Source organism: Salinivibrio socompensis S35, from assembly GCF_000513715.1.
GTDB lineage: Bacteria > Pseudomonadota > Gammaproteobacteria > Enterobacterales > Vibrionaceae > Salinivibrio > Salinivibrio socompensis.
Genome location: NZ_AQOD01000063.1, coordinates 39,512 through 52,244, shown reverse-complemented (window position 1 = coordinate 52,244; position 12,733 = coordinate 39,512). Strand labels below are relative to the sequence as shown.

The following is a 12,733-nucleotide window of genomic DNA, read 5'->3' as shown; positions in this document are numbered from 1 at the left end:
TCGGGCTTTGAGTGTGCTATTTCACACGCGATTCGACGAATGCCCGGATCTTCTCTGTTTTTACACAGATGAGATAGGGGGCTGTCCTGTCACAAAGTTGTCATTGTAATGAAATACAATCAAGGGCTTGATTAAAAACAAGAGGCACCAATGACCCACTCTTCCCCATCACTGACCGACACCAAACGCACGCGACGTTTAAAAGATAAACTGACGCGTCAAACCGTGCGTCTTGGTGGTGTGATGGTATTCGTGACCTTGTTGCTGCTGTTCTTTTATCTTTTAACCGTAGTGATTCCCCTTTTTTATCAAGCCAGTGTGACCGTCAGTGAACGCTTTTCTATCTCATCGCCTGGAACTCCCCGTTTTATCGGCACCGATAATCGCAATCAACTCGTTTATGGTTTAGATGAGACAGGGGTATTAACGGTTGCCCGTCGTCCCAGTCAATCTTCTGCACCCAAGGAAGCGGCGCTATCCGCGCAGGCTAAAACTGTCTTGCAACGTTCACTATCGAGCATCAGTCGTCCGGCTATGAGCTGGGCTCAAGGGACAGCGCCTGTTGTTGCGGTCGAGCGTGTCCCCGGTCAGATTGATGTCTGGCAGTTGAGTTTTCGCAATCACTATCAAGACAGTCATACGGTAATTCCGCAGTTATCACCGATGAGCGCGTTTGGTGGATCAGTGACGATGGATCCGGAAGGGCAATCTCTCGATAAGCTCGCGCTTGCGATACCAGATAGCTTGCATGGTCAGCCGACAGCGCCGGTGTTGGTTGCTGCGACCGCTGACAATCAATTGGTGATTTATCGGGGACGTCATCGAGCATCATTGCCTTTGAATGCGCCAGTCAGTGAGTTGGCGCTATCGGCAGATGGACAACGTTTATTCGTACGTCAGCATCATATTTTATCGGTTTGGCAGTTAACTAATGAGGAGTCAGTCAAACGCGAGCGTCTGAACCTGAGCAATGTGAACGCGAGCCCGGTGATTACCATGAGGCTACTGGCGGGTGGACGCTCATTAATGTTGCAACATCAAAATGGCGATTTGACGCAATGGTTTGATGTCATCAAAAGTGGTGAGCCGTCATTGACCAAGGTGCGAACGTTTCGCCCGGTACAGGGGCAAAAATAATGGCGCCAGAGCTACACCGTAAAAGCCTTGCCACCGTGGATAATACCGGGCAACTGAGCCTGATTCACGTCACCAGTGAAAAACAGCGACATTTTGATAGGCGATTTACGTCGGTCCCAGACGTGTTGGCGTTTGCCCCTCGCGCTAACGCCTTGATAGCGGTAACACAACACCAGTGGCAGTGGTTAGCCGTGGATAACCCTCATCCAGAAGTCAGCATCCATTCTTTATGGCAAAAAGTATGGTACGAAGGCTATTCGTCACCTCAATATGTGTGGCAGTCGACGTCGGCTGACGATAGCGCTGAAGCCAAGCTGAGTGTGGTACCGGTGATATTTGGCACATTAAAAGTAGCGGTCGTTGCCTTACTGTTTGCGGTTCCGATGGCCATTGGCGCTGCTATTTATACAGCTTACTTTATGTCATCAGGGTTGAGACGATGGGTAAAGCCGACGGTTGAGACGATTGAAGCATTGCCTACGGTGATCATTGGCTTTTTAGCGGGCTTATGGCTTGCCCCTTGGGTTGAAGCACATATTGCCAGTGTCTTTCTGTTGATGGTCCTGATGCCGTTGGTGTTGCTTGGATTGAGTGTCTGTTGGCGTATGATCCCCCGATATGCTCGCCGTCGTTTGCCGGACAACGCCCAAATACTGGTGATCATTCCAGCTCTACTATTGGTTGGCATGATAGCCGTGTCTCTGGGGCCTGGGATTGAGCAGATTTGGCTCGGGGGGGATGCGCGCCAATTCATTACACACGAGCTTGGTATTGGTTATGACCAACGTAATGCCTTAGTGGTTGGACTTGCGATGGGCTTTGCGGTGGTTCCCACCATATTCTCTATTGCTGAAGATGCGATATTTTCTGTTCCGCCGCATTTAAAGCAAGGCGCGTTAGCACTGGGTGCAACCCATTGGCAAACACTGATGCGAGTTGTGTTGCTCACTGCCAGCCCAGGAATCTTCTCTGCGGTGATGATGGGATTAGGCCGTGCGGTGGGTGAAACCATGATTGTGTTGATGGCGACAGGGAATACACCGATCATGGATTGGAATTTGCTAGAAGGGCTTCGGACCTTGTCGGCCAATATCGCGGTGGAGATGCCGGAGTCCGAAGTGGGAAGTTCACACTATCGCGTGTTGTTTTTAACCGCCTTTATTCTGTTTGTTTTCACCTTTGTCTTTAATACGTTGGCTGAGCTTGTCCGTCAGCGCTTACGCGACAAATACAGTCACCTTTAATTGAGATGAGAGTGCGTATGCGTCCATGGATAAAATCTGGCACACCTTGGGTCTGGATGACAGCGGGAATGGTGAGCGTCAGTCTTATTGCGATTCTCGGGGTATTGCTCTTACTCGGCGTTCGTGGCTTGGGGTATTTCTGGCCCATGCCGGTGACCAGTTTTGAATTGCAGACCGAACAGGGCCCAGAAACCGTGGTTGGACAGGTTTACCGCGCGGATGAGGTTGATGCCACTCAGTTGATTGACGCCGGTGTTAGCTTGCCAACATACCGCCAACCGACTTATCAGCGTTTGGTGGTGAAAATTGGAAACCGTGAACGAGAAGGTCTCGACTTTCGTCAGTTACTCGAGTTTCAGATAAAAAGTCAACATACGCCGATAGAAATGGCGATGATTGAGCGTCATGATAATGGGGTCTTTTATGGCAAGCCCAAAGCGTATATTGATCAAAACGGCATACGCCATGGCTTAGTGATTTCTACGCTTCGTCAACAACTGGCGGATTTGGCTGCCCGTCGTGATGTGATCAATAAAATTGAGCAAGTTCATCTGGCGGGGGTGAATTATCAGCTCGAACAGCTGCGATTAGAAAAAAAGTCCCTCGAGCTTGAGGGCGAATTGGACAAACACGCCCAGTCGCAGATGACAGCCCGCCGCACGCAGTTGCTGGCTCAGTATCAACAACTGGAGAAAAAGCTCGCACAGTTAAGGGATAAACAAAAAACGGGCCAACTCGTGGTTAAAGATAGCCACGGCGATGAGGTCGCACTGCCGCTCGAGAATGTGCTTAATGTTTGGTATCCCAATGCGATGAGCGAGGTGGATAAGCTGACATTTTGGGGGCATCAAGTCGCGGCTTTCTTGTCTGAATCACCGCGTGACAGTAATGCGGAAGGCGGTGTTTTCCCTGCGATTTTTGGCACGGTTTTTCTGGTTTTATTAATGGCGGTGATTGTGACGCCTTTGGGGGTTGTAGCTGCGATTTATCTTCATGAGTATGCGCCCAAAACGGCGTTCACTCGGTTGATTCGGATTGCGGTTGTCAACCTCGCTGGGGTGCCATCCATTGTTTATGGTGTGTTTGGTTTAGGCTTTTTTGTCTATTTCATTGGTGGCACCATCGACGATATATTTTACCAAGCGGCTCAACCGACTCCCGTGTTTGGTACGCCCGGCATTCTTTGGTCGGCGTTAACGTTAGCGATCTTAACCTTGCCGGTCGTGATTGTTTCAACCGAAGAAGGGCTGGCGCGCATTCCTACGAGCGTGCGTCATGGGGCGTTTGCGTTGGGCGCGACCCAATCTGAAATGCTCTGGCGGGTGGTGTTGCCGATGGCAAGCCCGGCGATGATGACAGGGTTAATTTTAGCGGTTGCACGTGCCGCTGGTGAAGTGGCGCCCTTAATGCTGGTTGGCGTGGTGAAAGTCGCGCCTTCGCTGCCTGTCGATGGTCACTTTCCTTTCTTACACTTAGAGCGGAAGTTTATGCATCTAGGCTACCATATTTATGATGTGGGCTTTCAAAGCGCACACATCGAGACCGCGCGACCCCTAGTGTATGCTACGTCGTTTTTACTCGTGTCTGTGATCGTGGCACTGAACTTGTCCGCGATCGGTATCCGTCATTATTTGCGTGAAAAATATCGCGCATTGGAACTGTAACGATAAGGATCCTGCTCGATGTTTTCGATAACACCGCCTATAGGGATAACGCCTCGCTTAGATTTGGGAAATTTGCCGAACGAGCAAACCGCGTTATCTATTCGGGATCTGAACCTTTATTACGGAGCGACGCAAGCACTGTTTGACATCAGTATGCGCATCCCGAAAGGCAAGGTCACGGCGTTTATCGGCCCGTCTGGATGTGGAAAGTCGACCTTGCTGCGTTGCATTAATCGTATGAATGATTTAGTGGATGGATGTCGCGTGCGTGGTGAAGTCACCTTACATGGACAAAATATCTACCACCGCGAGGTTGATGTGCCGGCGTTACGCCGCCAGGTCGGCATGGTATTTCAGCGTCCTAACCCGTTTCCTAAATCCGTGTATGAAAATGTTGTCTTTGGTTTACGACTGCAAGGGATTAATGATCCCCCGAACCCTAGACGATGCAATGGAGCGTTCGCTGCGGGGGGCGGCTCTGTGGGATGAGGTAAAAGATCGTCTTAACGATAACGCATTCGGTCTTTCAAGTGGGCAGCAGCAGCGCCTTGTGATTGCCCGTGCGATCGCAATTGAACCAGAAGTGTTATTACTGGATGAACCCTCCTCGGCGCTGGATCCGATCTCGACGTTGACGATTGAAGAGTTGATCAATGATCTGAAAACGCAATACACAGTGGTGATTGTTACCCATAATATGCAGCAGGCGGCGCGTGTCTCCGATCAAACCGCCTTTATTAATATGGGCCGCTTGGTGGAGTATGCCGATACCGATACCTTGTTTACGACGCCAAAAAACAAACAGACAGAAGATTACATCACCGGTCGCTACGGATAAGGAGCAGGCCTTGGATAATTACAATATTAGCCGCCATATTTCTGGCCAATTTAATGCTGAATTAGAAGCGATTCGTACCCATGTACTTGCGATGGGAGGGCTGGTGGAGCGCCAACTCACTGATGCACTTCGTGCCATGCACAATCAAGATGAAGAGCTGGCGCGCCATGTTATTCGTGAAGATCACAAGGTGAATGGCATGGAAGTGGCCATCGACGAAGCGTGCACGCGAATTATCGCCAAGCGTCAGCCAACGGCCAGCGATCTACGTCTAGTGATGGCGATCATCAAAACCATCACGGATCTGGAACGTATTGGTGATGTCGCCGATAGCATCGCTAAAATGGCATTGGATAACGCCAGTCATTCCCAGCAACCCTTTTTGGTGTCCCTAGAGGCATTGGGTCAGCGTGCCGCCAAAATGCTACATGATGTACTGGATGCTTTTGCGCGGATGGATATTGATGCAGCCATGAAGGTTTACCGGAAGGATGACTCTCTCGATCGTGAGTATGAGGGGATCTTGCGTCAGCTGATGACGTATATGATGGAAGATCCCCGTTCTATCCCTAATGTGCTAAAAGTGATGTGGTCAGCACGCGCGATCGAGCGCGTGGGAGATCGCTGCCAGAATATTTGTGAATACATCATCTATTTTGTGAAAGGGAAAGATGTTCGCCATATTCAAAAAGAGGAGCTAGAAAAGCTCCTCAAATAGGCGTTTAGTCGTTATCGATCCACTCACTGACCTTATCAGGGACAAAGCTTTGGTCATGGAGAGGCATGCGCACATATCCCTCTTTGTTGATCTCGGGAAGGATAACGTCGGGGTAATCAATCTCTTTATAGGGGATCTGAGAGAGAAGGTGCGCGATACAGTTGAGTCGCGCATGCTTTTTATTGTCGGCTTCCACCACCCACCATGGGCTCTCCTTGGTGTCTGTATGAGCAAACATGCGATCTTTGGCCTCGCTGTATTGCACCCAGCGATTGCGGGACTCTAAATCCATGGGGCTAAACTTCCAACGTTTTATTGGCGTATTTATCCGCTCGGCAAAACGCTTCTCTTGTTCTTCGTCGGAGACGGAAAACCAGTATTTGAGCAAAATAATCCCCGATCGGATCAGCATGCGCTCAAATTCAGGGCAAGTGCGGAAAAACTCTTCATATTCTTCATCGCTACAAAAACCCATGACGCGCTCTACGCCGGCGCGGTTGTACCAACTGCGGTCGAATAAAACCATTTCTCCGCCTGCAGGTAGGTGCTCGATATAGCGTTGAAAATACCACTGAGTGCGCTCGCGTTCCGTGGGTTTATCCAGTGCAACCACACGACACACCCGTGGATTGAGTTTTTCGGTGATCCGCTTTATCACCCCACCTTTACCTGCAGCATCTCGCCCTTCAAAGATCACCACGACTTTTAATTGTTCGTGCTTCACCCATTCTTGCAATTTGACCAGCTCAGTTTGCAGCTTGATCAATTTCTTTTCGTAGTGTTTTTTGCTGATTTTAGGGGACTTTTTATCTGACAAAGCGGCACTCCTTTTGCGATGGTCACCATTTTACGTTAGAAAACTCAACGATGAGATGCAATGTCCTTTCCTCCACGATCAATGCAGCGCTGCAAAAAGGCTCGATCAATCACAGTATGATGAGAGCGGCTAGCGGATTTCATATTGATTAAACCGAGACACAGCCTGCTTCACCGCTCTGACTTGAACGGGATCAGTGATAGGGTAACCGGATTCGTCTTTCTCACCCATGGTCGTAACCGCTTGAGTATGTGATGAGCTTGCTTTTGTTGTGCGTGCAGAAAGATGGATATCACGTGCACCGGTATGAGCGATGATTTCTGCGGCATTATCGGGCGTGATCCCTGCCCCCGGCATGATACGAAGCGAGGTGTGGCGGAGATAATCGACCCAGGTTTTTAATTGCGCTTTGCCTTGCATGGCATGGGGAGCGCCGCCTGAGGTAAGAATACGTTCAACCGCGGGTCGCGCGACAAGGGCGTCTAACGCTGCCATTGGCTCTGTGCAATGATCAAACGCGCGATGAAACGTCATCCCCATTCCACGGGCTTCGGTCAACATTGCATCGAGTAACGTCAAGTCTAAGGCACCATCTGGCGTAAGGCACCTATTACCACCCCCTGACAGCCAGCCTGGCGGGCAGCCGCAATGTCTCTGAGCATCACTTCTGCTTCATCAGAGGTATAAACAAAGTCTCCCTCTCGCGGGCGTATGATGGCGTAAACGGGCACGCGAGCTTGCTGCATGGCCTGATACAAGGTTCCCTTGCTGGGTGTGAGTCCCCCGAGTTTTAGTGAAGCACAAAGCTCGATACGGTCTGCGCCTGCTTGTTGGGCAATCGATAAGGACTGGATACTATCAATACATACTTCGACGATGATGGTCATGGGTGCTCCTTGTTCAATCGATCTAGCATAACCGTGAGTAGGACTGCCGTCATGAACAGATGAAGCAAGATGTGAGAAGCAAAGAAAGGTTGGTGGCGTGAAAGCGTTAGGAATAAACGGGAAATAAAAAAAAGGGCCCGGTTCAACCGGGCCTCATTATACTATTACATTGCTCAGTGCGGGGCACATTGCTTAGTGCGGGGCACGTAAACTTATTTACAGGTCGTCAGTGTGCTCAGAAAGGTACGCAGCGACACCTTCTGGTGACTCAGCCATACCGGCTTTACCTTCTTCCCACTGTGCTGGGCATACTTCACCGTTTTTCTGGTGGAAGTTCAATGCGTCAACCATACGCAGCATCTCGTCGATGTTACGGCCTAGTGGTAGATCGTTAACAACTTGGTGACGAACAAGGCCATCTTCGTCGATAAGGAACGAACCACGGAACGCAACGCCCGCTTCTGGGTGCTCAACGTCGTATGCTTTACAAATTTCGTGCTTAACGTCACCAACCAGTGGGTATTTCACTGCGCCGATACCGCCGTCTTCCACTGGCGTCTTACGCCATGCGTTGTGCGAGAACTGAGAGTCGATAGATACACCGATAACCTCAACGCCTTTAGCTTGGAAATCGCTCAGGCGCTTATCGAACGCGATCAGCTCTGATGGGCACACAAAAGTGAAGTCGAGTGGGTAGAAAAAGACAACCGCTTTCTTGCCTTTGGTGAACTCTTTCAGGTTGAAGTTATCAACGATTTCGCCATTACCTAGTACGGCAGCGGCAGTAAAATCTGGTGCTTGACGACCTACGAGTACCATATCTCAGCTCCTATTTAATTGTTGTCCTGATTATCAGGTTCCTATATAAGCGAGACAAACTATAGCTAACTTGTTAGATTGAAAAAAGTGGAATTAATAGATTGTTATAATCGGAAAATACGATTACCTAAAATATGATGTTATGAACAAATATCCCTCGTTAAAGCAGCTAAACTACTTGGTTACCCTATCCGAAACGCGTCACTTTGGTGAGGCGGCGAAACTGTGTTTTGTCAGCCAGTCGACACTGAGCGCGGGGATTCAAAATCTAGAAGAACTGATTGGTGCACAACTGATCGAGCGTGACAATAAAACCTTGGTACTCACCGGCATAGGTGAAGAAGTGGTGCGCCGAAGCCGGGAAATTCTCGCTCGTAGCCAAGATCTCATGGAGTTGACGCAAGTTAAGTCTGATCCGATGCATGGTAAGGTACGGTTAGGCTGTATCCCGACCATTGCGCCTTTTTTACTCTGTGATGTGGTCAAGCAAGTGAATCAACATTATCCCAATTTAGATTTACTGCTGCGCGAGGACACCACCGCCAATTTACTCACGGCGCTCAAGCACGGCGAGATGGACATCTTGATCCTCGCGCTACCAATGGATATTGGCACCATGACGCGCCGTGTGGTGGGTCGCGATCCGTTTAAAATGGTAATGAGCCGCAAGCAGGCGGCACAGCTAATTTTACCCGTCGATTATGAATCCCTACCTGATGAGTCTGTTTTTCTATTAGAGCGTGAACATTGCCTCACCGACCATGCAGTATCTGCCTGCCAAATGACGGCGTCACAGAAGATTAATCCATTCATGGCAACCAGCTTGCATACCCTGGTGCAGATGGTTGCCAACGGCAATGGAGTGACCTTCATCCCGCAAATGGCGATTGATCATGGTTTGATTGCTAATTTAGATGTGCATTTAGAAATGCCGCCAGGAAAAGCGGCTTATCGTGATATCGGTATGGTCTGGCGGCCCTCTTCAAGCCGATTAGAGACGTTTAATAAGCTCGCCGATCTGGTTGCAGGGCTGCTATCCCCAACAGTCAAAGACATATTAACTGAAAATGAGTGATCTATGCTGTATTGGTGGCGAGTATGCAGTTTTATATTCTGTTTTTGTGTCTCAAATATGACTGTATCGACGTTGGATTATTATCACGAAAAAAAGCAGCATGCCTAAATTCTACTTTGGTTATTTTGTTTTAAATAATGATTTAAAAGAAAAAATATTTTTGGTATGAGGTTATTAATGCCTTTTTATGTAATTTAATTACGTAACTGGTTACAATAGGGTGACAAAAATATGATCTTGGTAGCAGTGTTGCATCATTCTATTAATTCATACAAAAAAGCATATTCGAGTTTATGCTCTAAATTATATAAGATTATGATTTTTAATGGATCAGTGCGAATTTGTGGGTTTCTGCCACTGAACGTTAGGTTGATTTTTATCCGAGTTTGAGCCAACTTGAAGACGAAGGCTGGTGTTGGGCATCTAACGTTGACTCAATGCGCCTGAATAAATTTTGTTGTGATTGGATTACAAATGACAAGCCAGGGAGGCGATATGACAGAAGCGTGCTCAACCTTACGCGAATCACTGGTGATTAACGAGACCGTTACCCCAGAGCAGGCAGAAATTCTAACCGATGATGTATTGTGTTTTCTAGCCAGCCTCGCTGATCGATTTGCGGAGCGCGTGCCTGGTCTTCTTGCCACCCGCGAGCAGCGCCAGCAACGCATCGATGCAGGAGAACTGCTTGATTTCCTTCCTGAGACACAGTCGATTCGCCAAGATGACTGGACCATTCGCGGTATTCCCGCTGACCTACAAGATCGGCGGCTAGAAATCACCGGTCCGGTGGATCGGAAAATGGTGATCAATGCCCTTAACGCGAATGTGAAAGTGTTTATGGCGGACTTTGAAGACTCGTTTGCGCCGGCTTGGCCACAAGTGGTCGACGGGCAGCGCAACTTGCGTGATGCCATTAACGGCACCATTAGCTATGAACAACCGGAAACCGGAAAGCGTTATCAGCTTAATGAGGATCCTGCGCGCCTTATCTGTCGGGTCCGGGGCCTTCATCTGACAGAAAAACATGTGATGTGGAAAGGTAAGCCGCTACCTGGGGCTTTGTTTGATTTCGCGCTCTATTTTTTCCATAACTATCGTCGGCTGCTTGAGACAGGTTCCGGTCCGTACTTTTATTTGCCCAAGCTACAGGCCTATCAAGAAGCCGCTTGGTGGAGCGATGTGTTCTCATTTGCGGAAGATGAATTTGGGCTGAGCCGAGGCACGATTAAAGCCACCGTATTGATCGAAACTTTGCCGGCCGTGTTTGAGATGGATGAGATTTTATATCACTTACGTGATCATATCGTCGCACTGAACTGTGGCCGCTGGGATTATATTTTCAGCTATATCAAAACGCTACGTAACCATCCTGACCGGGTGTTACCTGACCGTCAGGTAGTCACCATGGACAAGCCCTTTCTCAATGCTTATTCACGACTGTTAGTGAGAACGTGTCACAAGCGCGGTGCATTAGCCATGGGCGGTATGGCGGCATTTATCCCGAGTAAAGACCCAACTGAAAACCAGCAGGTGCTGGATAAAATCGAAAAGGACAAAACCCTTGAGGCCAACAATGGCATGATGGGACCTGGATCGCTCACCCTGGCTTAGCGGATACAGCGAAAGCCATTTTCGATAAAGCGCTTGGCGATAAGCCTAACCAACTGGCGGTTTCACGTGAGCAAGATGCACCAATTACCGCTACCCACTTGCTTGAACCTTGTGAAGGGGAGCGCACTGAGGCCGGTATGCGCCACAATATTCGCGTAGCGGTTCAATACATCGAGGCCTGGATTTCAGGCAATGGTTGCGTGCCGATTTATGGCTTGATGGAGGATGCGGCAACGGCAGAAATTTCTCGTGCGTCCATCTGGCAATGGATCAAGCACCAAAAGCCGCTCAGCAATGGCAAGGTAGTGACCAAGGATCTGTTTACGCAATATCTGGAAGAGGAAATGGGTGTTCTCGAAAACGAGCTGGGCGCCGAGCGTTTCGCCCAAGGGCGGTATCGTCAAGCCGCAACCTTAATGGCCAAGCTGACGATCAGTGATGAGCTGGTTAACTTCCTGACACTGCCAGGCTACGAATATTTGCCTTAATGGGCATGGAAGCAAAACAACAACATGGAATGAAAGTGAGGGGCTAACAACGCCCTGCAAACAAAGAGGAATGGAACATGACTTTGACTCGCCAACAACAAATCGCGCAACTGGAAAAGGACTGGCTGAAAATCCACGCTGGAAAAACGTAAAGCGAACATACACCGCTGAGGAAGTGGTCAGTATGCGCGGCTCTTTTGTCCCTGAGAACACCATTGCCAAACGCGGCGCAGCTAAACTGTGGGATCTTGTTAACGGCAGTGCCAAAAAAGGCTATGTTAACTGCTTGGGCGCGTTAACGGGTGGCCAAGCGGTGCAACAAGCAAAAGCCGGCATTGAGGCTGTTTACTTATCAGGTTGGCAAGTAGCGGCGGACAATAACACCGCCTCAAGCATGTATCCGGACCAATCACTTTATCCGGTCGATTCGGTGCCGTCGGTGGTCAAACGTATCAACAATGCTTTTCGCCGTGCAGATCAAATCCAGTGGTCAAAAGGTGGATCACCAGAAGAGGGAACCGATTATTTCCTCCCTATCGTTGCCGATGCCGAAGCTGGGTTTGGCGGCGTACTCAACGCATATGAGTTGATGCGCAGTATGATTGAAGCAGGCGCGGCGGGTGTTCACTTTGAAGATCAGCTGGCATCAGTGAAAAAGTGTGGCCACATGGGTGGGAAGGTGTTGGTACCAACCCAAGAAGCGGTGCAAAAGCTGGTTGCGGCGCGTTTGGCCGCGGATGTTGCTGGGACTGATACGCTCGTGATTGCTCGTACGGATGCCAATGCGGCTGACCTATTAACGTCAGACTGTGACCCTTATGACAAAGACTTTATTGCCGGTGAGCGTACCGCTGAAGGTTTTTACCGCGTGCGCCCAGGCATTCAACAAGCGATTTCTCGTGGTCTTGCCTATGCGCCGTATGCCGATTTGATTTGGTGTGAAACTGCGACACCGGATCTGGAAGAGGCGCGTCAATTTGCCGAAGCGATTCATGCTCAATATCCGGATCAGTTATTGGCGTATAACTGCTCGCCATCCTTTAACTGGGAGAAGAACTTGGATGCCGATACCATCGCCCGCTTCCAGCAAGCGCTGTCAGATATGGGTTATAAGTATCAGTTCATCACCTTAGCGGGGATTCACAACATGTGGTACAACATGTTCGACCTTGCCCACGCTTATGCCCAAGGTGAAGGCATGCGCCACTATGTGGAGAAGGTGCAGCGGCCTGAGTTTTCTGCGGCGGAGCGTGGTTATACGTTCGTGGCTCACCAGCAAGAGGTTGGCACCGGGTATTTTGATCAGATGACCAATATTATCCAAGGCGGTCAATCTTCGGTGACTGCACTCACTGGCTCAACTGAGGAAGATCAGTTTTAATTCAAGCCGTTATCTTGGGCATGAAGTAAGAAAGGGAGTGGAGACACTCCC

The 12,733-nt window shown here is 49.4% G+C and carries 7 protein-coding genes and 4 pseudogenes; 8 read left to right on the top strand and 3 right to left on the bottom strand.

What is annotated here, in order from left to right:
- Nucleotides 1-150: 150 nt before the first annotated feature.
- The 5 genes and pseudogenes from DZ54_RS25945 (at nucleotide 151) to phoU (ending at nucleotide 5,601) form a co-directional block, all read left to right on the top strand.
- Nucleotides 151-1,137, top strand: a complete 987-nt coding sequence (locus DZ54_RS25945) for a hypothetical protein (protein ID WP_240473944.1) — start codon at nucleotides 151-153, stop codon at nucleotides 1,135-1,137.
- The gene (locus tag DZ54_RS25940; RefSeq protein WP_240473943.1) at nucleotides 1,137-2,381 is read left to right on the top strand and encodes an ABC transporter permease subunit; all 1,245 of its coding nucleotides are present in this window, start codon (nucleotides 1,137-1,139) and stop codon (nucleotides 2,379-2,381) included. The genes DZ54_RS25945 and DZ54_RS25940 overlap by 1 nt, the downstream gene beginning before the upstream one ends.
- Nucleotides 2,382-2,398: 17 nt before the next feature.
- Entirely contained in the window at nucleotides 2,399-4,045 is a 1,647-nt protein-coding gene (pstA, locus tag DZ54_RS0108320; protein WP_025673737.1) for a phosphate ABC transporter permease PstA, read from the top strand.
- Between the two features lie 18 nt (nucleotides 4,046-4,063).
- A pseudogene (gene pstB, locus DZ54_RS20175) lies at nucleotides 4,064-4,883 on the top strand (phosphate ABC transporter ATP-binding protein PstB).
- 10 nt (nucleotides 4,884-4,893) lie between these two features.
- Entirely contained in the window at nucleotides 4,894-5,601 is a 708-nt protein-coding gene (gene phoU, locus DZ54_RS0108310; RefSeq protein WP_021022902.1) for a phosphate signaling complex protein PhoU, read from the top strand.
- 4 nt (nucleotides 5,602-5,605) lie between these two features.
- Here phoU and ppk2 read toward each other — a convergent pair whose 3' ends face one another.
- From ppk2 to DZ54_RS0108295, 3 genes and pseudogenes are all read right to left on the bottom strand, one after another.
- Nucleotides 5,606-6,418 (bottom strand): polyphosphate kinase 2, encoded by an 813-nt coding sequence (gene ppk2, locus DZ54_RS0108305; RefSeq protein WP_025673736.1) that lies wholly within the window; start codon nucleotides 6,416-6,418, stop codon nucleotides 5,606-5,608.
- 129 nt (nucleotides 6,419-6,547) lie between these two features.
- Nucleotides 6,548-7,305: pseudogene (locus DZ54_RS20170) on the bottom strand (copper homeostasis protein CutC).
- Between the two features lie 216 nt (nucleotides 7,306-7,521).
- Nucleotides 7,522-8,124, bottom strand: coding sequence for a peroxiredoxin C (locus DZ54_RS0108295; protein WP_025673735.1), 603 nt, complete (start codon nucleotides 8,122-8,124; stop codon nucleotides 7,522-7,524).
- Nucleotides 8,125-8,266: 142 nt separating this feature from the next.
- Between DZ54_RS0108295 and DZ54_RS0108290 the strand changes: the two genes are divergently transcribed.
- From DZ54_RS0108290 to aceA, 3 genes and pseudogenes are all read left to right on the top strand, one after another.
- Nucleotides 8,267-9,199 (top strand): hydrogen peroxide-inducible genes activator, encoded by a 933-nt coding sequence (locus tag DZ54_RS0108290; RefSeq protein ID WP_025673734.1) that lies wholly within the window; start codon nucleotides 8,267-8,269, stop codon nucleotides 9,197-9,199.
- Nucleotides 9,200-9,694: 495 nt separating this feature from the next.
- Nucleotides 9,695-11,301, top strand: a pseudogene (aceB, locus tag DZ54_RS20165) (malate synthase A).
- 77 nt (nucleotides 11,302-11,378) lie between these two features.
- Nucleotides 11,379-12,682: pseudogene (gene aceA, locus DZ54_RS20160) on the top strand (isocitrate lyase).
- Nucleotides 12,683-12,733: the final 51 nt, after the last annotated feature.

Coding starts and splice junctions, on each gene's coding strand:
- DZ54_RS25945 (WP_240473944.1), top strand. CDS start 151: ATGACCCACTCTTCCCCATCACTGACCGACACCAAACGCACGCGACGT.
- DZ54_RS25940 (WP_240473943.1), top strand. CDS start 1,137: ATGGCGCCAGAGCTACACCGTAAAAGCCTTGCCACCGTGGATAATACC.
- pstA (WP_025673737.1), top strand. CDS start 2,399: ATGCGTCCATGGATAAAATCTGGCACACCTTGGGTCTGGATGACAGCG.
- DZ54_RS0108295 (WP_025673735.1), bottom strand. CDS start 8,124: ATGGTACTCGTAGGTCGTCAAGCACCAGATTTTACTGCCGCTGCCGTA.
- DZ54_RS0108290 (WP_025673734.1), top strand. CDS start 8,267: ATGAACAAATATCCCTCGTTAAAGCAGCTAAACTACTTGGTTACCCTA.